Origin of the sequence: Pseudomonas sp. B15(2017) (genome assembly GCF_002113215.1) — a bacterium.
In the GTDB taxonomy this organism is placed as follows: Bacteria; Pseudomonadota; Gammaproteobacteria; order Pseudomonadales; family Pseudomonadaceae; genus Aquipseudomonas.
Map to the genome: position 1 here is coordinate 47,930 of NZ_NEJZ01000021.1, position 24,278 is coordinate 72,207.

The following is a 24,278-nucleotide window of genomic DNA, read 5'->3' on the forward strand; positions in this document are numbered from 1 at the left end:
GGTATCCGCTTTGAAACAGGGCTTTTTGTGGCGAAGTACTCAGCCGCCGATGATCTTCATGACGGTGGCGCCGCCGGAGAATGCGACTTCCTGCTTGTCCCCCAGCGCCTTGACCAGCAGTCGCTGCAGCGCCGGTAGCGCCTCGTGACGTGGTTTGTCGAGCAGGTCACCGACGTAGTGGCGGTTGCTCGACGACAGACAACCATGCAGCCATCCGGTGGACGAGAGGCGCAGGCGCGAGCAGGTTCGGCAGAACGGCACGCTTTCGTTGGCAATCACGCCGAAGTTACCCCGACCGGGAATCGCATAACGAACCGCCGTGGCGTCCACCGGCGCGTCGGTTTGCGCGTACTCGTAATGCTCGCCGATCAGGCTCAGCAGTTGTTGCAGGCTGACGAACTGTTGCAGAAAGGCGTTGGAGTCAGTGGCCAGGTGGCCCATGCGCATCAGCTCGATGAAGCGCAGCTCGAAACCACGCTCGAGGCAGTAATCGAGCAGCGGCATCACCTGGTCGAGATTCTGTCCGCGCAACGGCACCATGTTGACCTTGATCTTCATCCCCGCCGCGGCCGCCTGATCCATGCCGTCCAGCACGGTGGCCAGATCACCGCCACGGGCAATGCTGCGGAACGCGCCGGCGTCCAGGGTATCGAGGGAAACGTTGATGCGTCGCAGGCCGGCATCGACCAGCAACGGGAGTTTTTTTGCCAGGAGCTGGCCGTTGGTGGTCAGGCTGATGTCTTCCAGGCCCATCTTGCCGACGGCGCTCATGAAAGATTCGAGTTTGGGGCTGACCAGCGGCTCGCCGCCGGTGATGCGCAGGCGCTCGATGCCGGCGGCTTCGATCAGATAAGCCACGCCGCGCGCCATGGCCTCGGCCGACAGTTCATCCTGCGCAGCCACCAGCCGCTTGCCGTTTGGCACGCAGTAGGTACAAGCGTAATTGCAGGCTGAAGTCAGACTGATCCGCAAATTGCGAAAACGCCTGCCTTGACGGTCAACGATCATGAAGCACTCCGGCGATGGAAAATCGAGCGACTAAAACTTGACTCACAATTCAAGTTTTAGCAAGCCCTATGCCTGAGTATATTCCTGCGGTACTGCGCCATGTAATGAAAAACACGGCGCATAAGGCGACTGAATGATTCAGCTGCTTGGAGTTTCCGGGTCGCGCTTGCGCTTGTTGCCCATGCGCACGCCGATATCCATCAGGAACTGGAAGAAACCTTCCTGATCTTCCAGCACATTGCTCCAGAACGGCGAGTGATACAGCGCCACCGCGCCGTGCACCAGCGCCCAGGATGCGCAGTAGTGGAAGTACGGCGGCACGTCTTCGAGCTTGCCTTCGCTGATGCGGCCCTTGATGAGCAGCGTCAGGCGTTCGAAGTTCGAGGCACGGATCTTGTGCAGTTCCTCGACCATCTCCGGCACCTGATTGCCCTTGACCACTTTTTCTTCCAGGCGATCGAACAGGCGATAGCGCTGCGGATCGCGCATGCGGAATTCAAAGTAGGCACGGGACAGCGCTTCCTTGTCCTTGTCGACATCGGCCGAATGCAACAGCTCGTTCAAGTCGCGCTCGTAATCGAGCATCAGGCGCAGATAGATTTCGGCCTTGGACTTGAAGTGCTTGTAGATCGTGCCTTTGCCGATACCCACGGCATCAGCAATCATCTCGACGGTGACACTGTCTTCACCTTGTTCGAGGAACAGCTTGAGCGCGGTATCGAGAATTTCTTGCTCACGGCGACGAAACTCACGGACCTTACGAGGTTCTTTGTGCATAAGAAAAGGTCTGTAGGGGTCAAAATTCGAAGCCGCGTATTATGCCTAACTTGCGCAAAAATGCACGGATCATCCGACCATATCTGTGTTTCTTGTTCATTTCACGAACGTTTCGGGGGGAATGAGAACATAACCGAAGCGAACGTATTCCAAATTTGTTTAAAAACCCCGACCGGCCAACTGGACTGAACGCCAGACTGATCAATACTTGAACTGTCGGGCGACATCTCCCCCAAGTGTCGCGCCGGTAAAGGTACCAAGGGACCGCGTGCCTTTGTTTTACTCCTAATGGTCTTAACCCGGATTCACCCCCCAGAACCCGGGTTTTTTTTGCCTGCGATTCAGGCTTTTACATTCGCCAGCGGAAACAATCGCTTGAAGTTCTCGGTGGTCTGCTCGGCAAAACGCTCATAGTTCTCGCCGCGCAGCATCGCCAGAAACTCTGCCACTTCCCGCACGTATTGCGGCAGGTTCGGTTTGCCGCGATACGGGATCGGCGCCAGGTACGGCGAATCGGTTTCCACCAAGAGGCGATCGGCCGGAACCTTGCTCGCCACATCGCGCAACGCATCGGCGTTGCGGAAGGTGACGATGCCCGACAGGGAAATGTAGTAACCCATGTCCAGCGCGGCCTTGGCCATGTCCCAATCTTCGGTGAAGCAATGCAGCACGCCGGCCTGGGGTAACGCGGCTTCGCGCAGCAGCTCGAGCGTGTCGGCGCGGGCGCCACGGGTGTGGATGATCACCGGTTTGCCGGTCTGCTGGGCGGCTTGCAGGTGCAGACGGAACGACTCCTGCTGCAATTCAGCGGCTTCCGGCTCGTAGTGGTAATCCAGACCGGTTTCGCCGATCGCTACCACTTTCGGGTGATTGAGCTCGTGCAGCAGCCAGTCCAGCGCCGGCGCCGCGCCCGGCTGAACATCCAAAGGATGCACGCCGACCGAACAATCGACGTCCTCGTAACGCTCGGCCAGGGCTTTGACGTCGGCCGCGTTATCGGCACTGACGCCGATGCACAGGAAATGCCCGACTCCGCGCAGACGGGCCGCATCCAGCGCGGCATCCAGGGAACCGTCGTGAGCGGCGAGGTCGAGGCGATCAAGGTGACAATGGGAATCTACGAGCATAAAAAGGACTGCAACTTACATCGTATGAGTGGGACGGTCGGACTTCAGGGCTCCGGCCAGATGAGTTTCAATGCGACTGCGCGCCGTGTTGTCGCCATCGTTGAATTGCACGCCGACGCCGGCCGCGCGGTTGCCCTGGGCGCCTTTGGGAGTGATCCAGGCCACTTTGCCGGCCACCGGAATCTTCTCCGCCTCGTCCATCAGGTTCAGCAGCATGAACACCTCGTCGCCCAACTTGTAGCTCTTGTTGGTCGGGATGAACAGGCCGCCGTTCCTGATGAACGGCATGTACGCGGCGTAAAGTACCGACTTGTCCTTGATGGTCAGGGACAAGATGCCGTTGCGCGGCCCCGGGCTGACAGGTTCGTTCATGTTGACCTCCACTGCTGATGTTCAGAGTCTAGGTACACATTCTTATCTTTGGCCAGGCAAGCTCGCCCATTGCACCAGCAACGCTTCCAGCAACAACGCCGCATTGAGGTTGGCCTTGCTCAGGACTTTCTGGCGCTGGGCGAGGATCCAGTCCTGAATATCGAGCACTTTAGCCTGGGCACTTTTCTGCGCCAGATACTGCACGACTTTGCGCATGTCGGTCAGGCCGAGGCCCGCTTCATCCTGGGTCAATTGATAGCGCAGGATCAGGCTCGACCAGTCACAGAACCAGTCGAACAGCCGCAGCATCGGAATGTTTTTCCACTCCTCGGCCAGTTGCGTCGGCGATTGCTGCTGTTTGAGCAACTTCTTCACGCCTTCGACAACCTGCGCGCGCTGGTCACGCACGCCCTGCCCGTGCAACGTGACAGCGGCCAACGGCGAACCGGCGGCCAGGGTCAACAGTTCGACACGTTCGTCTTCGGAACATTCCGGCAATGCCTGAGCCAGCCATTGCAGGCTCATGGACTCGCTCGGCAGCGGACAGGCCTGCTGCACGCAGCGGCTCTTGATGGTCGGCAACAATCGGCTCGGCTGGTGGCTGACCAGCAACAGCACGGTATCGCCGGACGGTTCTTCAAGGCTTTTGAGCAAGGCGTTGGCGGCGTTGATGTTCATCGACTCCACCGGCTCGATCAGCACCACCTTGCGCCCGCCCAGCTGCGCGGTCTGCACCACGAAACTGACCAGATCGCGCACCTGGTCGACCTTGATCGCCTTGTCCGCCTCTTCCGGTTCAAGGATGTAATTGTCCGGGTGGCTGCCGGCATTGAGCAGCAGGCAGGATTTGCACTCGCCGCAGGCTTCAGGTGTCGGCCGCAGGCACAGCAGGCTGGCCATCAGCCGCTCGGCCAGCGCGCGTTTGCCGATCCCGGCCGGCCCGTGCAGCAGATAGGCGTGGGCGTGCTGAGCGCGACCGGCAAGTTGCTGCCAGAGGCTGTCCTGCCACGGATAGGCCTCAGCCACGGCTCAGCTCCAGCAGGTTCGGAATCAAGGTATCCAGCGATTGTTGAACCTTGGCCAACGGCTGACCGGCGTCAATCCGCACATACCGCGCAGGATCTGCCTCGGCGCGCTTGAGGAACGCATTGCGCACCGCCTCGAAAAACTCACGGCCTTCCAGCTCGAAACGGTCCAGACGACCACGGGCACTGGCGCGGGCCAGGCCGATTTCCACCGGCAGATCGAAAATCAGCGTCAGGTCGGGACGCAGGTCGCCCTGCACGAAAGTCTCCAGCGCCGCGATGCGCTCCAGCGACAAGCCGCGACCGCCGCCCTGATAGGCGTAAGTCGAATCGGTAAACCGATCACACAGCACCACCGCGCCACGGGCCAGCGCCGGGCGAATGACTTCAGCCAGATGCTGGGCACGGGCGGCGAACACCAGCAGCAGCTCGGTGTCCGGGTTCATCACTTCGTCGACCGGAGCCAGCAACACCTCGCGAATGCGCTCGGCCAGCGGCGTACCGCCGGGTTCGCGGGTCAGCACCACTTCGATACCGGCGGCGCGCAGGCGCTCGGCGAGGTATTCGCGGTTGGTGCTTTTGCCGGCGCCTTCCGGGCCTTCCAGGGTAATAAACAAGCCAGTCACAGGCAGTCCTTAATCAAAGTCATTGCGTGTTTTGGGGAGCGGAGGCTTCCGGTTCAGGCGCCGGTGCAGGTTCTTGAGCAGGCGGTTGCGGCAACGATTCCGGTGCGGTATCGGGGGAGGTGGCAGGAATCGCCTCCTCGCCTGCCGGAGAGGCCTCGGGCGTGGTCGCTGGCGCCGGGCTGGAGCGGTAATCCGCGCGCCGCTTGAGCTGGTACTCGCGCACCGCGTTGTTGTGCGCGTCCAGATCATCGGAGAACACGTGACTGCCATCGCCACGAGCAACGAAATAGAGGCTGGTGCCATCCACCGGGTTGAGTGCGGCGTGAATCGCTTCGCGTCCGACCATGGCGATCGGCGTCGGCGGCAGGCCGGGAATCATGTACGTGTTGTACGGCGTGGCTTCTTTGAGATGGGCACGGGTCAGCTTGCCGGTGTAGCGATCACCCAAGCCATAGATCACCGTCGGATCGGTCTGCAGCTGCATGCCCAGCGCCATGCGACGCACGAAAACGCCGGCAATCTCCCCACGTTCCTGAGGCACGCCGGTTTCCTTCTCCACCAGTGACGCCATGATCAGCGCCTGATAGGGCTCGGTGTAAGGCACATCGGCGGATCGCTTTTCCCACTCCTTCGCCAGCACCTCGTCGAGGCGATCGAAAGCCTTTTTCAGCAGTTCGGCATCGGTCACACCGCGCACGAAGCGGTAGGTATCGGGGAAAAAGCGCCCTTCAGGGAACAGACCCTTGTGACCGATTTTGGCCATCACATCACTGTCGCTCAGGCCATTGAGGGTCTGTTCGATCTTTTCATCTTTGGCCAGCGCGGCGCGCACTTGATGAAAATTCCAGCCTTCGACCAGCGTCAGGCTGTACTGAACTACATCGCCGCGCTTCCACAGGTCGATCAGACCGTTGACGGTCATGCCCGGCTGCATGCGATATTCACCGCTGTGAATCGGCGTGCCGGCGAGATTGAAACGCCAATAGACCCGCAGCCAGAACGCGTCCTTGATGACGCCATCGGCTTCGAGTCCAAGAAAAGTACGGGTCGGGGTGGATCCCTTGGGCACATCCAGCAGTTCTTCCTGCGTGATGTTCAGGGGCTGTTCCAGTGCCGAATGAATCTTCCAGGCGCTGGCGCCCAACAGCAGCCCTGCCAGAACCAGTCCGGTTTCCAGCAGCAGCAAAAGTTTACGTCTCACGAATCAGGCATCCAGTAGCGCGCGGGCAATGGTTTGCAGTTTACGGGTGAGCGGGCCAACCGGCCAGCTCAGAGCAGCACAGGCGCGTACCGGCCAGACGCCATACACGCTGTTGCAGACGAAGACCTCATCGGCCCATTGCAGCTGTTCGAGGGGGATGTCGGTGATCTGCACAGGAATGCCCAGGGACTCGGCCTGAAACAATATTTCTGCGCGCATTACACCGGCCACGCCACAGCGTTTCAGGTCCGCCGTGATCAACACACCGTCACGCACCATGAACAGATTGCTGAACACGCCTTCAATCACCCGACCGGCCTGATCGAGCATCAAACCTTCGGCATGTTCACTGTCCTGCCATTCGGCGCGGGCAATGACCTGTTCCAGTCGATTGAGGTGTTTGAGCCCGGCGAGCAACGGCTGCCTGGAAAGGCGCGTGCTGCACGGAAACAGGCGCACGCCCTGCTCGGCGTGGGTCGCTGGATAAACGGCGGGAGGATTGCCTTGCAAAATGCGTCGGCCCTGCGCCGTAGGGTCCGGCGCATAACCGCGCAATCCGTCACCACGAGTAAGGATGAGCTTGAGCACGCCCTCGCCCATCGCGGCGGCATAGGATTGCAGCTCATGGCGAACCCGCTCGATGTCGGCAGCAATGGCCAGACGCGCACAGCCTTCGGCCAGACGCGTCAGATGCCGATCCAGCAGCAACGGCTGACCACTTCGCACGGCGATGGTCTCGAACAGACCGTCGCCGTAAGCCAGGCCGCGATCTTTCAGCGACAGAGCGTCAGCCGGCAGACCGTCGACCCAGCAGTCCATCAGCCGGCGAACCGACGGAACGCCAACGTGCCGTTGGTGCCGCCAAACCCGAACGAGTTGGACAGCACGACATCGATATCCATGTTGCGCGCGGTGTGCGGCACGAAATCGAGGTCGCAGCCTTCGTCCGGCTCATCGAGGTTGATGGTTGGCGGCGCCACCTGGCTGTTGATCGCCAGCACGCTGAAGATCGCCTCGACCGCGCCCGCCGCACCCAGCAGGTGACCGGTCATGGACTTGGTGGAGCTGACTGCCAGCTTGTAGGCGTGATCACCGAACACCGACTTGATCGCGTTGGCTTCAGCGAGGTCGCCGGCCGGCGTCGAAGTGCCGTGGGCGTTGATGTATTGCACTTGATCAACGTTGATCTTCGCATCGCGCAACGCGTTGGTGATGCAGCGTGCAGCACCGGCGCCATCGGCGGGTGGCGAGGTCATGTGGAACGCGTCACCACTGGTGCCAAAACCGATCAGCTCGGCGTAGATGGTCGCGCCACGAGCCTTGGCGTGTTCGAGTTCTTCGAGCACCAGGGCACCGGCGCCGTCGGACAGCACGAAGCCGTCACGGCCCTTGTCCCACGGACGGCTGGCACGGGTCGGCTCGTCATTGCGAGTCGACAGTGCACGGGAAGCACCGAAGCCGCCCATGCCCAGACCGCACGCGGCCATCTCGGCACCGCCGGCAATCATCACGTCGGCTTCGTCGTACATGATGTTGCGCGCAGCCATGCCGATGCAGTGCGTACCGGTGGTACACGCTGTGGCGATGGCGTAGTTGGGCCCCTGTGCACCCAGGTGGATGGACAGGAAACCGGAAATCATATTGATGATCGAGCCAGGCACAAAGAACGGAGAAATCCGGCGCGGGCCAGTCTCGTGCAGGGTGCGGCTGGTTTCTTCGATGTTGGTCAGACCGCCGATACCCGAACCCATGGCCACGCCAATGCGTTCACGGTTGGCATCGGTGACTTCCAGACCGGCATTGCGTACGGCTTGAAAGCCGGCCGCCAGACCGTACTGAATGAACAGGTCGAGCTTGCGCGCTTCCTTGACCGACAGGTATTCCTCGACATTGAAGCCCTTTACCGAGCCGCCAAAGCGGGTGGAATAGGCAGAAAGGTCGGTGTGTTCGATCAGACCAATGCCACTGCGGCCAGCCAGAATGCCCTGCCAACTGCTCGGCACATCCGTGCCCAGTGGCGACAACATACCCATACCGGTGACTACGACGCGTCTACGCGACACAGCACTCTCCTTTTTCAAATGACGACTTTGCATCAGGCCTAAAGAAAAAACCGCACGCCATGATGGCAGTGCGGTTTTTCCATGACAGCAAGCAACGATTACAAACTATTACGCCTGGTGGCTAGTAACGTAGTCGACTGCAGCTTGGACAGTAGTGATCTTCTCAGCTTCTTCGTCAGGGATTTCGGTCTCGAATTCCTCTTCCAGAGCCATCACCAGCTCAACGGTGTCAAGGGAGTCGGCACCCAGGTCGTCAACGAAAGAAGATTCGTTCTTCACTTCTTCTTCTTTAACACCCAGTTGCTCGGCAACGATTTTCTTGACGCGCTCTTCGATGGTGCTCATACCTTGTTTTCACTCCTAATGGACAAATTCAGGCAGCTGGCCAGTGGGTAAGTGTATAGAAAGACTTTTCAGCTTTTCAACTGAAAGCTTCACTCCTCAAACCCTGGAGCCCTCTGCCTATAAATAGATTGCAGCTTTATAACGGATTTTAGACAGCTCGTATGACATTTTTTTGAAGCAATCCGTCACATTTGAATTACATGTACATCCCGCCGTTAACCGGGATTGTAGCCCCGGTCACGTATGCCGCACCGTCGGATGCAAGAAAAGCGACCACGGACGCGATCTCTTGAGCCTGTCCCAGACGGCCCAGCGGAATCTGCGTCTGCAAGGCTTCACGCTGTGCTTCAGGCAGTTCGCGGGTCATATCGGTGTCGATGAACCCTGGGGTTACCGAGTTGACCGTAATTGATCGCGAACCGACTTCGCGCGCCATGGCACGGCTGAAACCTTCCAGACCGGCCTTGGCGGCTGCATAGTTTACTTGGCCAGCGTTGCCCATGGCACCCACCACCGAGCCAATACTGATAATTCGGCCCCAACGCGCCTTGGTCATGCCGCGCAGAACGCCTTTGGACAGGCGATACAGACTGTTCAGGTTGGTATCGATCACGTCGTACCACTCGTCGTCTTTCATACGCATCATCAGGTTATCGCGGGTGATGCCGGCATTGTTGACCAGAATCGCCACCGGCGCCCCGAACTGCTCCTGAATGTTCGCCAGCACTGCGCTGACCGATTCATCACTGGTGACGTTCAGTTCGAAACCTGCGCCCTGAATGCCGTTTTCCTTCAGGGTCGCAGCAATGCGCTCGGCGCCCGAAGCGGAAGTCGCGGTGCCAACAACGATGGCACCCTGACGGCCCAGTTCCAGTGCGATAGCCTGGCCGATGCCACGGCTTGCGCCGGTGACCAGTGCAACTTTACCTTGCAGACTCATGCAAGCTTCTCCTGATTCAGACAGCCGCTGCACGGGCGGCAGCGAAAGCGTCTGGGGTATTGAGGTTGGAAGTCGAAACGCCCTCGGCGCAACGTTTGTTCAGACCGGCCAGCACCTTGCCAGGGCCGCACTCGACCAGATTGGTCGCGCCTTTGGCGGCCAAGGTCTGTACGGACTCGACCCAGCGAACCGGCTTGTAGAGCTGTTCGAGCAGATCACGCTTCAGGGTTTCCAGATCCGCCGGCACCTGAGCGCTGACGTTCTGTACCACAGGGATCTGCGGTGCCTGCCAGTCGATGGCAGCAATGGATTCCGCGAAGCGCTCGGCAGCCGGACGCATCAGTTCACAGTGCGACGGCACGCTGACCGGCAGCGGCATGGCACGCTTGGCGCCACGGGCCTTGCAACCTTCGATGGCGCGGTCTACTGCCGCCTTGGCACCGGCGATCACCACCTGGCCCGGGGAGTTGAAGTTCACCGCGCTGACCACTTCGCCCTGCGCCGCTTCAGCGCAGGCAGCGAGAACGTCGGCATCTTCCAGACCAAGGATGGCAGCCATGCCGCCCTGCCCCGCTGGAACAGCTTCCTGCATCAACTGGCCACGGCGCTCGACGAGCTTCACCGCGTCCGCCAGGCTCAGGCTGCCGGCGGCAACCAGCGCGCTGTATTCACCCAGGCTGTGACCGGCAACAAAGGCCGGACGCGCACCACCTTCCGCCAGCCACAGACGCCACAGGGCGATCGAGGCGGTCAGAATGGCCGGTTGGGTTTTGTCGGTTTGATTAAGCAGCTCTTCCGGGCCCTGCTGGGTCAGCGCCCACAGGTCGTAGCCCAGAGCATCGGATGCTTCTTTGAAAGTTTCGAGGATCAGTGGATATTGCGCGCCCAGCTCGGCCAGCATGCCGAGGGACTGCGAACCCTGTCCTGGAAAGACGAATGCGAGGGAAGCAGACATGTAACAAGCCCCTAATGATCTTGTCGTCGGAAAAATGGCATCCCGCTAGTGGGACGCAAGAAACTGACAGTTGGATGGCCCTTTGAACCGGGCGGTCACATTTAAGCATTGTCCGACGAAAACGCCTAAGACAACAAATCCTCCAGACGGCCGTGCAGGCGCTCGGGAAGATTCTCCTGAATCTCGATAAGCGCCCGCTGAATGGCACTCTGAAATCCCTGAACCCCGGCCGAACCGTGACTTTTAACGACAATACCCTGCAAACCGAGGAAGCTTGCGCCGTTATGTCGCGCCGGCGCCAGATCAGCCTGCAGACGTTTCATCAATGGCAGCGCCAGTGCACCGACGACGCGCGATGCCAGGTTTTTCTTGAACAACGCCTCGATGCGCGCAGCAATCATGGTCGCCAGGCCTTCGCTGGACTTGAGCAGGATATTGCCGACAAAACCGTCGCAAACCACCACATCCGCCTCGCCGCGATACAAACCGTCGCCCTCGATGAAACCGATGTAATTGACGCCCCGGGCAGCCTGCAGCAACGTCGCGGCCAGCTTGACTTGCTGATTGCCCTTGATGTCTTCGGTGCCGATATTCAGCAATGCGACGCGAGGGCGGGCAATGCCCAGCGTTTGCGCCGCCACGGACCCCATCACGGCGAACTGCAAAAGATGCTCGGCGCTGCAATCGACGTTGGCGCCCAGATCGAGCAACTGACAGTAGCCCTTCTGAGTAGGGATCGCCGCGACCATGGCTGGACGGTCGATTCCGGGCAGGGTCTTGAGCACAAATCGCGACAGAGCCATCAACGCACCGGTATTGCCGGCGCTGACACAAGCCTGGACCTTGCCATCACGCAGCAACTCGAGGGCGACACGCATCGACGAGTCCGGCTTGCCACGCAGGGCCTGGGCAGGTTTTTCGTCCATGGTGATGACTTCGGACGCCGGAACAATCGTCAGGCGCGCGCGATCGGCAGCCGATTGGCCGGTGATCAATTCTTCAAGAAGGGAGGGTTGACCGACGAGGGTCAGGTGCAGCGAGGGCGTAGCAGAAAGGCAAGCAAGGCTGGCCTGAACAATGCTGCGGGGACCGAAGTCCCCGCCCATTGCGTCAATCGCGATGACTTGAGCGGACAAGTGATTACTCGTCAGCGCCCTTGTCGATCACTTTACGGCCACGGTATACGCCTTCTGGCGATACGTGGTGACGCAGGTGAACTTCACCAGTGGTTTTTTCTACAGACAGAGTGCTAGCCTCGAGAGCGTCGTGCGAACGGCGCATGTCACGGGCAGAGCGGGATTTTTTGTTCTGCTGAACAGCCATAATTGATTAACTCCTAAACGTTTGGGTCACGCTTTAACTGCGCCAATACACTGAACGGGTTGGACCGCGTTACCTCGTCCTCGCTCGGTTCGGGCTCATCTGCTCCCGCCGGCTGCTGGCATTCTTCCGGATGATGAGCAGGCACAATGGGCAAGGCGAGCAGAAGCTCCTCCTCGATCAGTGACTGCAGATCCAATGGATCTTCGCCCAGTTCCAGCACGTCATAACCTTTCGGTAACGACTGGGTATTCGCACCCTCCTTCACTACAGCGTAACTGCATTCGCTGTGGATCGGCAGGGTGACCAGCTCAAGACAACGCTGGCAAACCATTTTGACTTCGGTGTCGATAAAGCTGTGGATCACCACAGATTTACGTTCATCTCGTTCAAAAACGAATTTTGCCTGCACCGTACCGACATCGTCGGAAAGCGGGTCGCAGAGTCTCTTCAAATCGGCCAGCAGCAGTTCACCTTGAAGGGTGGTGCCACGGTCAGCCAATTTGCGCGGGTCAACGTGAGGTGGAATCGGGTCATTCAACATAGGCGCAGCATTATAGGGATGCACCCACCCATGTCAAAGGAAATTGTGCCCTGTCCGTCACTTGCGCGGCTCCGCTAGAATCTGTCGCCTGCCTCAGGAGATGCGAATGCTGCCTTTATTACTCGCTTCAAGCTCGACCTATCGTCGGGAATTGCTCAGCCGTCTGCACCTGCCGTTCGTCTGCAGCTCGCCGGATATCGATGAAAGCCGTCGCCCGGACGAGTCAGCCCTCGAACTGGTCAAGCGCCTCGCCGAACAAAAAGCCCGAGCCCTGGCCGCCAGCCACCCCACTCACCTGATCATCGGCTCCGACCAGGTTGCCGTACTCGGCGAGCGCATCATCGGCAAGCCCCACACCTTCGAAAACGCCCGCGAACAACTGATGGCCGCCAGCGGCGCCAGCGTGACCTTTCTCACCGGCCTTGCCCTGCTCAACAGCCAGACCGGCCACTGCCAGGTCGACTGCGTGCCTTTTACCGTGCATATGCGCGTACTGGATCAGGCCCGCGTCGAGCGCTATCTGCACGCCGAGCAACCCTACGACTGCGCCGGCAGCTTCAAAGCCGAAGGACTGGGCGTGAGCCTGTTTCAATCCACCGAAGGACCGGACGCAACCAGCCTGATCGGCCTGCCACTGATTCGCCTGATCGACATGCTGCTGGCCGAAGGCGTACAGATTCCCTGACCCACAAAAAAACCGGCTCTCAGGCCGGTTTTTCTTGCAGCATTCGATCAGCGTAACGACGGGCCGCTGAAACCCATCCACATTGCCAGTTTCTCGGCAACGCTGGCACCCAGCTTCTTCGAGAAGCGGTCGAACGGCGATTCCTGAACGGTGAAGTCCACCAGTTCCTTTTCGCCAATCACGTCGCGCGCCACCGAACTGGCATTACCCAGCCCATCGATCAACCCCAGCGGCAGCGCCTGTTCGCCAGACCAGACCAGCCCGGAGAACAACTCCGGATGATCCTTGTCTTTCAAGCGATCGCCACGCCCTTGCTTGACGCTGTTGATGAACTGCTTGTGCGTGGTATCCAGCACGCTCTGCCAGAACGCCGTTTCTTCCGGCTTCTGCGGCTGGAACGGGTCGAGGAACGCCTTGTGTTCGCCGGAGGTATAGGTGCGACGCTCGACGCCAAGCTTCTCCATGGTGCCGACAAACCCATAACCGGCCGCCGTCACGCCAATGGAACCCACCAGACTGGCCTTGTCGGCATAGATCTGATCCGCCGCGCTGGCGATGTAATAGGCACCGGAAGCGCCCAGGTCGGAAATCACCGCGTACAGCTTGGTATCCGGATGCAGACCGCGCAGGCGCTTGATCTCGTCATACACATAACCCGACTGCACCGGACTTCCGCCCGGACTGTTGATGCGCAGGATCACGCCCTTGACCTTCTTGTCCTCGAACGCCGCGCGCAGACTACCGACAATATTGTCGGCGCTGGCAGACTCTTTATCGGCAATCATGCCGGTGACGTCGATCAGTGCGGTGTAGTTCGGACCGCGAGTGGCGCTTTTTTCCATGTCCATCAACGGCGTGAACAGAATCAACGCAACAAACAGATAAACAAAGGTCAGCAACTTGAAGAAGATGCCCCAGCGCCGCGACCGACGCTGCTCCTGCACGCCAGCCAGCAGTGTCTTCTCCAGCAGCTTCCAGCTTTTCGCATCACCGTCGTCGGCAGTTGCCTTGGCCGGTGCTTTCCATTCGTCGGTCATGCCATCCACCCCAGCAAAAACGTATTAGGCCTGCTTCTCCAGCCAGGCGTGCAATTCGGAAAAATGGTCGATCGACAGTCGCGGCGCAAACTGCTGCAGCGATTCGATCGATTGCGCGCCATAACTGACCGCCACCGAATCCATCCCCGCATTGCGCGCCATCAACAGATCGAAGGACGAATCGCCGACCATCAGCGCCTGCCCGGCACGCACACCGCAATGCGCAAGGATCTGCTCCAGCATCAGAGGGTGCGGCTTGCTCGCAGTTTCATCGGCAGCGCGGGTGATATCGAAATAATCTTCCCAACCATTGGCCTTGAGTACCCGATCCAGCCCGCGACGGTTCTTGCCAGTCGCGACAGCCAGGTGATAGCCCTGCTCGCGAAACGACGCCATCGACTCGACTACACCTTCGAACAACGGCGAAGGCACGGCTTCTGCAGCGATGTAGTGATCGGCGTAATACTCGCGGAACAAGGTCATTTCCGCATCGCTGATTTCCGGATACAAGGTACGAATCGCCTCGGGCAAACCCAGACCGATGATGCCTTTGACGGCAAGGTCATCACGCAACTCGAAACCTGAACGCCCGGACGCCGAGTGCATTGCCTCGACAATCCGATGAATGGAATCGGCCAGCGTGCCGTCCCAATCGAAAATCAGCAGTTTGTAATCAGATGGGCGCACTCAATCGCTCCACAGTCTTGGCCCACATTTCATCGACCGGGGCCTGCAACTTGAGTTCACCACCATCGGGCAGCGGCACGGTCAGCATGTAAGCGTGCAGGAACAGGCGCTTGCCGCCCAGATCACGGATTTCCTTACTGAAACTGTCATCGCCGTATTTGGTGTCACCGGCAATGCAGTGCCCGGCGTGCAACGTGTGGACGCGGATCTGGTGCGTGCGGCCAGTAATCGGCTTGGCTTCGATCAAAGTGGCAAAATCGCCAAAGCGACGCAGGACCTTGAACACGGTCACAGACTCCTTGCCCTCCTCCTCATCGACCTCGACCATGCGCTCCCCGGAGCGCAGATTGCTCTTGCCGAGCGCGGCCCGGACTTGCTTGATCGAGGTCGCCCAGTTGCCGCGAACCAGTGCCATGTAGCGCTTGTCGACACCGTCACCGCGCAACGCGGCATGCAAGTGGCGCAACATGCTGCGCTTTTTGGCGATCATCAGCAGGCCGGAGGTGTCGCGATCGAGACGGTGAACCAGCTCGAGCTCCTTGGCATCGGGGCGCAACTGACGAAAGGCTTCGATAACGCCGTAATTCAGGCCGCTGCCACCGTGAACCGCAATGCCGGCGGGCTTGTTGATCACGATCAGAGCCTTGTCTTCGTAGACAATCGAGGCTTCCAGGCGCTGCAGCAGGCCTTGAGCCAAAGGCACCGGTTCGTCACGCTCAGGCACGCGAACCGGCGGCACGCGCACGATATCGCCGGCCTGCAGCTTGTATTCGGGCTTGATCCGACCTTTGTTCACCCGCACTTCGCCTTTGCGCAAAATGCGATAAATCAAGGTCTTGGGCACGCCTTTGAGCCTGGCGAGGAGAAAATTGTCGATTCGTTGGCCGGCATATTCCGGCGAGACCTCAAGCAGTTGAACGCCTGGAGTCGTAGGGGCAGTAGTCGTCATGGCGCGGATAATAACAATTTTTTATGGAATTGAAGCACTTAATCATTGCTGCTATAGTCGCGAACGCCGCCAAAAGCGGCCTGGACAGCGGAACCACGGTCAAAAACCGGCCCTGACCAACGCAATTCACCAGGACGCGAGGCCGTCCTACGGGGCTTTTGCTACGTAACGGTGGAGTTTGCAGCTGTAACAAGCGCAGGTGACATGAGGCCTGAATCACGCCGCAAAGCAGAGTTTTCACTCGCCACGCGAGCCATATTCACGGCCAGTTCACAAAGTGCAGTCAGCCGCGGATGACCCCGAGCGAAGGCTCCGGAAACACCGCCTGAATTAGCCATGATGCGTGACCTCCCCTTTCGGAGCTCACGGTAAATGCCAACCCGCTGCGGATTCTGCGCGCGGCAGCACCCGAATTATCAGGGATACGTGTAGGGTGGAGATGCACAACCGCTGGACTGTGTAGCAACAGGCTTTATCAAGACGCTTCATCTCGTCCACAGCCACCGGTTGATTCCTCCTCCTGACTGAGTGCTTAAGTAGCCACAGCAAGCAGGACGCGTACGTCGCGATAACGGCCCAATTGGCCGGACATCGCTGGACACGGGAATGGCCAACCACTCCCGACGCACCTGACACCGACCGTGAGAAGTCGTGTGTGCCGAACGCCGTTTCCGGCAGCCCGGAAACCGACGGTACTACATGAAAAGAATGCTGATTAACGCAACTCAACCCGAAGAGTTGCGTGTTGCACTGGTAGATGGCCAGCGCCTCTACGACCTGGACATCGAATCCGGTGCACGCGAGCAGAAAAAGGCCAACATCTATAAGGGCCGCATCACTCGCATCGAACCAAGCCTTGAGGCTGCCTTTGTCGATTTCGGCTCCGAGCGCCACGGCTTCCTGCCCCTCAAAGAAATCTCCCGCGAATACTTCAAGAAAGCCCCTGAAGGCCGCGTCAACATCAAGGACGTCCTGAGCGAAGGCCAGGAAGTCATCGTCCAGGTCGAAAAAGAAGAACGTGGCAACAAGGGCGCAGCCCTGACCACCTTCATCAGCCTGGCCGGTCGTTACCTCGTTCTGATGCCGAACAACCCGCGTGCCGGCGGCATCTCCCGCCGCATCGAAGGCGAAGAGCGCAACGAACTGCGTGAAGCCCTGAACGGTCTGGTCGCTCCAGCCGACATGGGCCTGATCGTGCGCACTGCTGGCCTTGGCCGCAGCAGCGAAGAAATGCAGTGGGACCTCGATTACCTGCTGCAACTCTGGACCGCCATCAAGGAAGCCTCGCTGGATCGTTCCGCGCCGTTCCTGATCTACCAGGAAAGCAACGTCATCATCCGCGCCATCCGCGACTACCTGCGCCAGGACATCGGCGAAGTGCTGATCGACAGCGTTGAAGCCCAGGACGAAGCCCTGACCTTCATCCGCCAGGTGATGCCGCAGTACGCCAGCAAGATCAAGCTGTACGAAGACAGCGTTCCGCTGTTCAACCGCTTCCAGATCGAAAGCCAGATCGAGACCGCTTTCCAGCGCGTCGTCGAACTGCCGTCCGGCGGCTCTATCGTCATCGATCCGACCGAAGCCCTGGTGTCCATCGACATCAACTCGGCACGCGCCACCAAAGGCAGCGACATCGAAGAAACCGCCCTGCAGACCAACCTGGAAGCGGCCGAAGAAATCGCCCGTCAGTTGCGCCTGCGCGACATCGGCGGCCTGATCGTCATCGACTTCATCGACATGACCCCTGCCAAGAACCAGCGCGCCGTGGAAGAGAAAGTCCGCGAATGCCTGGAAGCCGACCGCGCCCGTGTGCAGATCGGCCGCATCTCGCGCTTCGGCCTGCTGGAAATGTCCCGTCAGCGCCTGCGTCCTTCGCTCGGCGAAAGCAGCGGCATCGTCTGCCCGCGCTGCAGCGGCACCGGCATCATCCGTGACGTCGAATCGCTCTCTCTGGCGATCCTGCGCTTGATCGAAGAAGAAGCCCTGAAAGACCGCACCGCCGAAGTTCGCGCTCAAGTGCCGATCCCGGTGGCCGCGTTCCTGCTCAACGAAAAACGCAACTCGATCACCAAGATCGAATTGCGCACCCGCGCCCGCATCGTCATCCTGCCGAACGATCACCTCGAAACCCCGCATTTCGAAGTTCAGCGCCTGCGTGACGACAGCCCGGAAGCCGCGACCAACCAGTCCAGCTACGAAATCGCTGCCGCTGCCGCCGATGTCGAAGACGTCCAGCCAGCCGCCGCGACCCGCACCCTGGTTCGCCAGGAAGCCGCGGTCAAGACCGCTCCGGCCCGCGCCAACGCTCCGGTTCCGACCGAAGTCGCCGCGCCGGCCCCGGCACCTGCTCCGGTTGCCGCGCCAGAACCAAGCCTGTTCAAAGGCCTGGTGAAGTCGCTGGTCAGCCTGTTCGCCACCAAGGAAGAGCCTGTTGCGCCGGTTGTGGTTGAAAAACCTGCCACCGAGCGTCCGGCCCGCAACGAAGAGCGTCGCAACGGTCGTCAGCAGAGCCGCAACCGTAACGGTCGCCGCGATGAAGAACGCAAGCCGCGCGAAGAACGTGCACCGCGTGAAGAACGCGCCCCACGTGAGCCGCGTGAAGAGCGTCAACCACGCGAAGTCCGCGAGCCACGCGAATCCCGTGACGAAGCACCGACAGCCCGCGCAGAACGCGCACCGCGCGCGCCTCGTGAAGAACGTGCACCACGTGCCCCGCGTGAAGATCGCAAGCCACGTGGCGAGCGTGAAGAACGCGTACGCGAACTGCGCGAGCCTCTGGATGCCGCTCCCGCCGTTGCTGCCGCCGCCACCGCTGAAGAGCGTCCGGCCCGTCAGCCGCGTGAAGAACGTGCGCCACGTCCTGCGCGTGAAGAGCGTCAGCCGCGCGCCGAACAGGCCGCTGCCGCTGTCGCCGAAGAAGAGACCAACATTAACGAAGAGCAACTGCCGGAAGACGGTTCGGAGAACGCCGAAGGCGATCGTCCACGCCGCCGCTCCCGTGGTCAGCGTCGTCGCAGCAACCGTCGCGAACGTCAGCGTGATGCCAATGGCAACGTGATCGAAGGTTCGGAAGAATCCGAGTCCGGCGAAAACGCTCAAGCGCCAAGCACTGCCGATCTGGCCGCTGGTCTGGCTGTTACCGCTGCTGTTGCCAGCACCGTGATCAGCGCTCCGGCTGAAGCTCAGGCCCATGAACAAGCTGAACGCGCCACCGCTGCCACTCTGGAAACTGCTCCAGCAGAAGCGCCGGTCGTTGAAGCAACCACTCCGGTAGAAGTCGTTGCCGCTCCGGAAGTCGAAGTGGCTCCGGCTCGCGAAGCTCAGCCCCTGGTTGAAGCGGCCGCTGAACCAGCGGTGACCTTCGAAGCACCAGCCGCAGTCGAAGAGTCGGTTGTCGAGACCGTCGCTGAAACCGTGACCGAAACCGTTCGTGAAGTTCGCGAAGAACAGACCGCTTTCAACTGGGTCGCCGAGCCGGCTGTCGCTGAAACACCAGCGCCAGTGGTCCAAGCGCCTGTTGTTGAAGAAGCCAAGGCTGTCGAGCCAGCAGTGGTTGCCGAACCGGCACCGGTCGTTGAAGCCCCAGCGGTTGAAGCGCCAGTGGTCGCCGAAGCACCTGCCCCGGTAGTTGAAGCGGCTCCAGTCGTCGCCCCGGTCAGCGCCCTGACCCCAAGCGGCCGCGCACCTAACGACCCGCGTGAAGTGCGTCGTCGCAAGCGTGAAGAAGAGCGTCTGCAGAAGGAAGCGGAACTGGCTGCCGCTGCCGCCGCTGCTCCAACTGCCGAAGTGATCGAGGCAGCGCCTGCCCCGGTCGCTGAAGAAGTTGCCGTTGAAGCCGTGATTGCCGAAGCTCCACGCTCCGTTCAGGAAGCGGTCGAGCAACACGAAGAGGCCCAGGAAAAAGAACACGAGCCTAAACCCCTCGTCTGATTCCAAACGCCACTAAAAAGCCCCGCCTGGTAATCCAGGCGGGGCTTTTTTATATCTCAAGGTTTTATCAGGACGGCGGGAAAACCAGCGCATCCGGCACGTCGATATCCCACAACACGCCCGGATCATCCACCGCGACTTCAACCACCCGCCCTTGGGCAAACAGCGGTCGCGCGCCCCGGTCACCGGACAAGCCCATCAGCCCCGCTGCGAACGAACGCCCAAACCCGACCGGATGCCCATAGTCACCATTGAACGTCGGCACGCTGACCGCATCCTCGGCAATCGCCGCCACAACCCGTTCAAAACTCGACGGCAGGATGAACGGCATATCCCCCAGGACAATCAGCCAGCCATCGGCATCCGGGCAAGCTGCCACGCCCGCCGCAATGCTGTCACCCATCCCGGTGGACTCGATCGAGACAATGTCACACCCATAAGCCTGCGCCATGCGCATTGCCTGTGGTCGCGCCTCGGTCGTCACCAGCACTCGCTGATCGAGACTCGCCGGCAGGTTCACCAACACCTGCTCGATCACCGAACGCACCGCGCCATCGCGCCCGGTGCAATCGGCCAGCAGCTTGTCCTTGTCTGCGCCCGCCACTTCGCGAAAACGGCTACCCTCGCCCGCCGCCAGCACAATCACTCCTATGGTTCGGCTCATACACTCTCAACGGTTTTCTTCTGCTTGAGCTCGACACCATTCTTGATCGCGACGATCTCCGCCAACAGCGACAAGGCGATTTCCGCCGGTGAATGGCTGCCAATATGCAAACCGATCGGCCCGTGCAAACGGGCGATGGCCGCTTCTGACAAGCCTAGTTCAGCGAGATTTTCCCGACGCTTGCGGCTGTTGACCCGAGAGCCCAGCGCACCGACATAGAACGCTTTGGAGTCGAGCGCCGTGAGCAGCGCCATGTCGTCCAGCCGTGGATCGTGAGTCAGCGCGACGATCGCCGTGCGCTCATCGGTCTGGATATTCAGCACCGCTTCGTCGGGCATGCCGGGGACAAACCGTCCATGCTGCTCTTCCCAGCCATAGACGAATTCGGTACGCGGATCACAGATCAGCACTTCGAAATCCAGCAGTCGCGCCATCTCGGCCACATACCGTGACAACTGCCCGGCACCGATCAACAGCAAGCGCCAGCGCGGACCGTAAATGGCACGCAGGGTCTGGCCGTCGAAGCTCAAGGTGTCGGTCTTGCCGGCGGGTCGCAACACCACTTCGCCAGTGCCGATGTTCAACTCGCGCGCGACGATTTCATGGGCCTCGCAGCGATCCAGCAACTCGGCAACCCACGCCGGATCGCCGACCCGCTCCTCGGTCAGGCGCAGAGTGCCGCCGCAGGGCAGGCCGAAACGCGCGGCTTCCTCCTGCGTCACGCCGTAGGTGATCAACTGCACCGGCGGCCCGTTGGCGGGAATCCGCCCATCGTGCAACCGGGCGATCAGATCGTCCTCGACGCAACCGCCGGACACCGAACCGATCACCACGCCGTCCTCGCGCAACGCCAGCATCGCGCCAGGCGCCCGAGGTGCGGTGCCCCAGGTCTGCACCACCGAAAACAACACTACCCGTTGCCCGGCGCGGCGCCATTCGAGCACGCTGCGCAGGACATTTAGATCGGCGCTGTCCATTACGCTTGCGCCTTTTGCCAGCCCTGCAACTGGTAACGCACCGGCAGGCTGCGGATGCGCTGGCCGGTCGCGGCAAAGATTGCGTTGCACAGCGCCGGCGCAATCGGCGGCACGCCCGGCTCACCAACACCGCCCAATGGCACCTCGCCCGGCGGCGTCACCAGGTGCACCGCGACTTCCTTCGGCGCCAGCGACATGCGCGCCACTTCATACATATGGAAGTTGTCCTGCTGCACCTTGCCGTCCTTGAAGCTGATTTCGCCCCATACGGCATTGCCCAGGCCCATCACGCACGCGCCTTCGAATTGCGAACGGATCCGCTCGGGGTTGATCTGCGGGCCGCAATCGACGGCGATATCGGCCTTGTGCACGATCAGCGTGCCGTCGTCCTTGACCTCGACTTCGATCACCGCCGCCACATAGGTAACGAAGCTGTAATGCACCGCCAATCCGAGACCACGGCCCTTGGGCAACTGACGCCCCCAACCCGCCGCCTTGGCCGCCGTTTCCAGCACGGTGCGCATGCGCCCGGTGTCGATCGGATAACGCTCGGGGGACTCGCCGTAGTTCCACTCTTCACTGAGCGTACGCGGGTCGATCTGCCGGTCCGGGCCGAGCAATTTGATCTGGTACTTGAGCGGATCTTCCTTGGCCTTGTGCGCCAGTTCGTCGACGAAACTCTGAATCGCAAAACCATGGGGAATGTTCGACACCGAACGGTACCAGCCAACCCGTGTATGCACCGTGGCCTCGGGGTTTTCCAGGCGCACGTTGGGAATCGCGTAGGCCATGTTGGTAAAGCCCATGCCCAACTCGAACGCGGCTTCGTGATTCATGCCCGGTGCAAACAGCGCAGTGATGCTCGGCGCTACCGTGCGGTGCAGCCAGGCGGACGGCAAGCCATCCTTGCCCACGCCGGCCTTGAGGTATTCGGCGGACACCGTGTGGAAATACGAATTGTGGATGTCATCTTCGCGGGTCCATTGCACGCGCACTGCCTTGCCAGGAAATTCCTTGGCGAGCACGGCCGCTTCAACGACGAAGTCCGGTTTGGACTTGCGCCCGAAACCACCGCCCAACAGCGTGACATTGAAGGTCACGTTATCGAATGGCAGCCCCAGACGTTCGGCGATCCGCTCGCGGGTGACCTGCGGCGCCTGGCTCGGTGCCCATGCCTCGCAGGTGCCATCCTTGTAACGGGCAATGGCAACCATCGGCTCCATGGGTGCCTGGGCCAGATGCGGCAAATAATAAGAGGCTTCCAGCGTGCTGGCAGCACTGCCGATGGCTTTGTCGGTGTCACCGGTGTTGCGCACGACTTTGCCCGGCTTCTGCGAAGCGGCTTCGATCTCCTTGCGATAGGCGACCGAGTCGTAACTGGCGTTCGGGCCATCGTCCCACTCGATCTTCAGTGCCTCGCGGCCCTTCAATGCGGCCCAGGTGTTGCTGGCCACCACGGCCACGCCACCCAATGGCTGGAATTCCGAAGGCAATGGCCGGGGTTCGATCTGGATGACTTTGAGTACGCCCGGCACTTTCAGCGCGGCGCTGTCGTCCACCGACTTGACCTTGCCGCCGTATACCGCCGGACGCGCAATGACCGCGAACAGCATGCCGTCGAAATGCACATCGGCCCCGTACACCGCGCGGCCATTGACGATGTCGGCACCGTCGATGGCTTTGGTGCCTTCCTTGCCGATGTAGCGGAATTCCGCCGGTTGCTTGAGCCGCAGGCTGTCACGGGCCGGCACCGTCAGTGCACTGGCCGCAGCAGCCAGCTCACCGTACCCCAGCTCGCGCCCGGACGGTGTGTGAATGACTTTATGCAGTTGCGCGCGGCATTCGCCGACCGGCACCTTCCACTGCGCGGCGGCGGCCTGCTCCAGCATAGTCCGGGCGGCAGCGCCGCAACGGCGCATCGGCTCGTACCAGTGACGCATGCTGCGCGAGCCGTCGGTGTCCTGGTTGCCGAAGCGCACTTCATCCCCCGGCGCCTGCTGAACCTTGACGTGCGCCCAGTCGGCTTCCAGTTCATCGGCCACCACCATGGTCAGGCTGGTGCGCACGCCCTGGCCCATTTCCGAGCGGTTGCAGACCACAGTCACCGTGCCATCGGCGGCAATGCTGACGTAAACCTTCGGATCGTCGATCCAGCCGTTGGGCATGCCGTCGGCGCCGAACTGCTTCGGTTTGTCTTCGGCCAGCGCATCCTGCCAGCCCCAGCTCGCCGCCAGTACCAGTGCACCGGTGGCGCCGACGCCCTTCAGGAAGCCCCGGCGACTCAGATTGCTCAGGGCGAAATCGTTCGGTAAACGGCTCATGCCTTGGCCTCCTTCAGATGAGTGGAGGCCTGACGGATCGCAGTCTTGATCCGGTTGTAGGTGCCGCAGCGGCAGATGTTGCCGACCATCGCTTCTTCGATCTGTTCGTCGCTCGGGTTCGGGTTGGTCTTGAGTAACGCAGTGGCGGACATGATCTGCCCGCCCTGGCAGTAACCACATTGGGCTACAGCCGTGTCGAGCCAGGCTTGCTGGACGATCTGGCCAACCGGGTCGGCATGCAGGTTGTCGATGGTGGTCACGTTCTGCCCGACCACCGAACCGATCGGCGTGATGCAACTGCGCGCCGGCGCGCCGTCGATATGAATGGTGCATGCACCGCACAGGCCCATGCCGCAGCCGAACTTGGTGCCGTTGTAACCGGCGACGTCACGGATCGCCCACAACAGCGGCATGTCCTCGGTGACATCGAGTGGATGGTCTTGACCATTGAGTTTCAGGGTAATCATGGGCACGCCCGCATATTCATGGAGGTTATGGGGTCGAGCCATCTGCCACCGCAGGGACAGTGGTGGTTCGCGCAGATCGGCTCAGGCTAATCAGGCTCTCTTGTGCCGACGGGAACGTCTGCACCGGGCCTTTGGTGAAACAAATAGTGGAGTAAATGACCGGTATCGTTAGCTGGCTACGTTAACCCGCGATTAACAAAAAAGCCCTGTACTTTTTTAAAAAGTGCAGGGCTTTTTGTTCAGCCTTGAAAGCGTAGC

The 24,278-nt window shown here is 60.6% G+C and carries 24 protein-coding genes; 2 read left to right on the forward strand and 22 right to left on the reverse strand.

All coding sequences use genetic code 11. The annotated features are described in order from the left end of the window. Window positions 1-39: 39 nt before the first annotated feature. From CAF73_RS25845 to CAF73_RS25915, 15 genes are all read right to left on the reverse strand, one after another. Window positions 40-1,008, reverse strand: a complete 969-nt coding sequence (locus tag CAF73_RS25845; protein WP_007950807.1) for a GTP 3',8-cyclase MoaA — start codon at window positions 1,006-1,008, stop codon at window positions 40-42. Between the two features lie 138 nt (window positions 1,009-1,146). Then, on the reverse strand, window positions 1,147-1,785 hold the full coding sequence (locus tag CAF73_RS25850) for a TetR/AcrR family transcriptional regulator (RefSeq protein ID WP_007950805.1): 639 nt from the start codon (window positions 1,783-1,785) through the stop codon (window positions 1,147-1,149). Between the two features lie 341 nt (window positions 1,786-2,126). Further along, the gene (locus tag CAF73_RS25855; RefSeq protein WP_085704732.1) at window positions 2,127-2,912 is read right to left on the reverse strand and encodes a TatD family hydrolase; all 786 of its coding nucleotides are present in this window, start codon (window positions 2,910-2,912) and stop codon (window positions 2,127-2,129) included. A gap of 15 nt (window positions 2,913-2,927) precedes the next feature. Then, window positions 2,928-3,284: a PilZ domain-containing protein gene (locus CAF73_RS25860; RefSeq protein WP_085704734.1), complete on the reverse strand. Its 357-nt coding sequence runs from the start codon at window positions 3,282-3,284 to the stop codon at window positions 2,928-2,930. A 42-nt stretch (window positions 3,285-3,326) separates the two neighbouring features. Next, entirely contained in the window at window positions 3,327-4,310 is a 984-nt protein-coding gene (locus CAF73_RS25865; protein WP_085704736.1) for a DNA polymerase III subunit delta', read from the reverse strand. Next, window positions 4,303-4,935, reverse strand: a complete 633-nt coding sequence (gene tmk / locus CAF73_RS25870; RefSeq protein WP_085696988.1) for a dTMP kinase — start codon at window positions 4,933-4,935, stop codon at window positions 4,303-4,305. Before tmk ends, CAF73_RS25865 begins: the two co-directional genes overlap by 8 nt. 19 nt (window positions 4,936-4,954) lie before the next feature. Then, window positions 4,955-6,136, reverse strand: coding sequence for an endolytic transglycosylase MltG (gene mltG / locus CAF73_RS25875; protein WP_085704738.1), 1,182 nt, complete (start codon window positions 6,134-6,136; stop codon window positions 4,955-4,957). 3 nt (window positions 6,137-6,139) lie between these two features. Next, window positions 6,140-6,955: an aminodeoxychorismate lyase gene (gene pabC / locus CAF73_RS25880; protein ID WP_085696990.1), complete on the reverse strand. Its 816-nt coding sequence runs from the start codon at window positions 6,953-6,955 to the stop codon at window positions 6,140-6,142. Further along, window positions 6,955-8,199, reverse strand: coding sequence for a beta-ketoacyl-ACP synthase II (gene fabF / locus CAF73_RS25885; protein ID WP_007908259.1), 1,245 nt, complete (start codon window positions 8,197-8,199; stop codon window positions 6,955-6,957). Before fabF ends, pabC begins: the two co-directional genes overlap by 1 nt. A 108-nt stretch (window positions 8,200-8,307) precedes the next feature. Continuing rightward, window positions 8,308-8,544, reverse strand: coding sequence for an acyl carrier protein (acpP, locus tag CAF73_RS25890; RefSeq protein ID WP_085696991.1), 237 nt, complete (start codon window positions 8,542-8,544; stop codon window positions 8,308-8,310). Window positions 8,545-8,740: 196 nt separating this feature from the next. Further along, entirely contained in the window at window positions 8,741-9,484 is a 744-nt protein-coding gene (gene fabG, locus CAF73_RS25895) for a 3-oxoacyl-ACP reductase FabG (protein ID WP_085696992.1), read from the reverse strand. Between the two features lie 16 nt (window positions 9,485-9,500). Beyond that, a complete protein-coding gene (gene fabD / locus CAF73_RS25900) occupies window positions 9,501-10,439 on the reverse strand; it encodes an ACP S-malonyltransferase (RefSeq protein WP_085704740.1) in 939 nt (312 codons plus the stop codon). Window positions 10,440-10,564: 125 nt separating this feature from the next. After that, complete coding sequence (gene plsX / locus CAF73_RS25905; protein ID WP_085704742.1) at window positions 10,565-11,575, reverse strand: phosphate acyltransferase PlsX; 1,011 nt, start codon at window positions 11,573-11,575, stop codon at window positions 10,565-10,567. A gap of 4 nt (window positions 11,576-11,579) precedes the next feature. Then, complete coding sequence (gene rpmF, locus CAF73_RS25910; RefSeq protein WP_003179396.1) at window positions 11,580-11,762, reverse strand: 50S ribosomal protein L32; 183 nt, start codon at window positions 11,760-11,762, stop codon at window positions 11,580-11,582. 13 nt (window positions 11,763-11,775) lie between these two features. After that, entirely contained in the window at window positions 11,776-12,303 is a 528-nt protein-coding gene (locus CAF73_RS25915; RefSeq protein WP_003204262.1) for a YceD family protein, read from the reverse strand. A gap of 106 nt (window positions 12,304-12,409) precedes the next feature. On the opposite strand from CAF73_RS25915, the gene CAF73_RS25920 reads away from it, so the two are divergent. Continuing rightward, window positions 12,410-12,988 (forward strand): nucleoside triphosphate pyrophosphatase, encoded by a 579-nt coding sequence (locus CAF73_RS25920; protein WP_085704744.1) that lies wholly within the window; start codon window positions 12,410-12,412, stop codon window positions 12,986-12,988. A gap of 47 nt (window positions 12,989-13,035) precedes the next feature. On the opposite strand, the gene sppA is transcribed toward CAF73_RS25920, so the two are convergent. The 3 genes from sppA to rluC are packed head-to-tail and all read right to left on the reverse strand — an operon-like array spanning window position 13,036 to window position 15,661. Beyond that, window positions 13,036-14,025 (reverse strand): signal peptide peptidase SppA, encoded by a 990-nt coding sequence (sppA, locus tag CAF73_RS25925; RefSeq protein ID WP_085704811.1) that lies wholly within the window; start codon window positions 14,023-14,025, stop codon window positions 13,036-13,038. Window positions 14,026-14,049: 24 nt separating this feature from the next. Further along, the gene (locus CAF73_RS25930; protein ID WP_085696996.1) at window positions 14,050-14,712 is read right to left on the reverse strand and encodes an HAD-IA family hydrolase; all 663 of its coding nucleotides are present in this window, start codon (window positions 14,710-14,712) and stop codon (window positions 14,050-14,052) included. Further along, a complete protein-coding gene (rluC, locus tag CAF73_RS25935; protein WP_085696997.1) occupies window positions 14,699-15,661 on the reverse strand; it encodes a 23S rRNA pseudouridine(955/2504/2580) synthase RluC in 963 nt (320 codons plus the stop codon). The genes CAF73_RS25930 and rluC overlap by 14 nt, the downstream gene beginning before the upstream one ends. 699 nt (window positions 15,662-16,360) lie before the next feature. Here rluC and rne point away from each other — a divergent pair. Continuing rightward, on the forward strand, window positions 16,361-19,591 hold the full coding sequence (rne, locus tag CAF73_RS25940; RefSeq protein WP_085704746.1) for a ribonuclease E: 3,231 nt from the start codon (window positions 16,361-16,363) through the stop codon (window positions 19,589-19,591). A 67-nt stretch (window positions 19,592-19,658) separates the two neighbouring features. On the opposite strand, the gene CAF73_RS25945 is transcribed toward rne, so the two are convergent. Genes CAF73_RS25945 through CAF73_RS25960 form a run of 4 tightly spaced genes read right to left on the reverse strand, consistent with a single transcriptional unit; the run spans window position 19,659 to window position 24,020 of the window. Continuing rightward, window positions 19,659-20,255 carry a nucleotidyltransferase family protein gene (locus CAF73_RS25945; protein ID WP_085704748.1) on the reverse strand — a complete coding sequence of 199 codons (597 nt, stop codon included), beginning with the start codon at window positions 20,253-20,255 and terminating at the stop codon, window positions 19,659-19,661. Beyond that, entirely contained in the window at window positions 20,252-21,232 is a 981-nt protein-coding gene (locus tag CAF73_RS25950; protein WP_085704750.1) for an XdhC family protein, read from the reverse strand. Before CAF73_RS25950 ends, CAF73_RS25945 begins: the two co-directional genes overlap by 4 nt. Next, window positions 21,232-23,553 carry a xanthine dehydrogenase family protein molybdopterin-binding subunit gene (locus CAF73_RS25955; protein ID WP_085704752.1) on the reverse strand — a complete coding sequence of 774 codons (2,322 nt, stop codon included), beginning with the start codon at window positions 23,551-23,553 and terminating at the stop codon, window positions 21,232-21,234. The genes CAF73_RS25950 and CAF73_RS25955 overlap by 1 nt, the downstream gene beginning before the upstream one ends. Continuing rightward, entirely contained in the window at window positions 23,550-24,020 is a 471-nt protein-coding gene (locus tag CAF73_RS25960) for a (2Fe-2S)-binding protein (protein ID WP_039770687.1), read from the reverse strand. The genes CAF73_RS25955 and CAF73_RS25960 overlap by 4 nt, the downstream gene beginning before the upstream one ends. Between the last annotated feature and the right edge of the window lie 258 nt (window positions 24,021-24,278).

Excerpts from the sequence above, each read along its gene's own strand:
- CAF73_RS25845 (WP_007950807.1), bottom strand. The coding sequence starts at position 1,008 with ATGATCGTTGACCGTCAAGGCAGGCGTTTTCGCAATTTGCGGATCAGT.
- CAF73_RS25850 (WP_007950805.1), bottom strand. The coding sequence starts at position 1,785 with ATGCACAAAGAACCTCGTAAGGTCCGTGAGTTTCGTCGCCGTGAGCAA.
- CAF73_RS25855 (WP_085704732.1), bottom strand. The coding sequence starts at position 2,912 with ATGCTCGTAGATTCCCATTGTCACCTTGATCGCCTCGACCTCGCCGCT.
- CAF73_RS25860 (WP_085704734.1), bottom strand. The coding sequence starts at position 3,284 with ATGAACGAACCTGTCAGCCCGGGGCCGCGCAACGGCATCTTGTCCCTG.
- pabC (WP_085696990.1), bottom strand. The coding sequence starts at position 6,955 with ATGGACTGCTGGGTCGACGGTCTGCCGGCTGACGCTCTGTCGCTGAAA.
- acpP (WP_085696991.1), bottom strand. The coding sequence starts at position 8,544 with ATGAGCACCATCGAAGAGCGCGTCAAGAAAATCGTTGCCGAGCAACTG.
- fabG (WP_085696992.1), bottom strand. The coding sequence starts at position 9,484 with ATGAGTCTGCAAGGTAAAGTTGCACTGGTCACCGGCGCAAGCCGTGGC.
- fabD (WP_085704740.1), bottom strand. The coding sequence starts at position 10,439 with ATGTCTGCTTCCCTCGCATTCGTCTTTCCAGGACAGGGTTCGCAGTCC.
- rpmF (WP_003179396.1), bottom strand. The coding sequence starts at position 11,762 with ATGGCTGTTCAGCAGAACAAAAAATCCCGCTCTGCCCGTGACATGCGC.
- CAF73_RS25915 (WP_003204262.1), bottom strand. The coding sequence starts at position 12,303 with ATGTTGAATGACCCGATTCCACCTCACGTTGACCCGCGCAAATTGGCT.
- CAF73_RS25920 (WP_085704744.1), top strand. The coding sequence starts at position 12,410 with ATGCTGCCTTTATTACTCGCTTCAAGCTCGACCTATCGTCGGGAATTG.
- sppA (WP_085704811.1), bottom strand. The coding sequence starts at position 14,025 with ATGACCGACGAATGGAAAGCACCGGCCAAGGCAACTGCCGACGACGGT.
- rluC (WP_085696997.1), bottom strand. The coding sequence starts at position 15,661 with ATGACGACTACTGCCCCTACGACTCCAGGCGTTCAACTGCTTGAGGTC.
- rne (WP_085704746.1), top strand. The coding sequence starts at position 16,361 with ATGAAAAGAATGCTGATTAACGCAACTCAACCCGAAGAGTTGCGTGTT.
- CAF73_RS25945 (WP_085704748.1), bottom strand. The coding sequence starts at position 20,255 with ATGAGCCGAACCATAGGAGTGATTGTGCTGGCGGCGGGCGAGGGTAGC.
- CAF73_RS25950 (WP_085704750.1), bottom strand. The coding sequence starts at position 21,232 with ATGGACAGCGCCGATCTAAATGTCCTGCGCAGCGTGCTCGAATGGCGC.
- CAF73_RS25955 (WP_085704752.1), bottom strand. The coding sequence starts at position 23,553 with ATGAGCCGTTTACCGAACGATTTCGCCCTGAGCAATCTGAGTCGCCGG.
- CAF73_RS25960 (WP_039770687.1), bottom strand. The coding sequence starts at position 24,020 with ATGATTACCCTGAAACTCAATGGTCAAGACCATCCACTCGATGTCACC.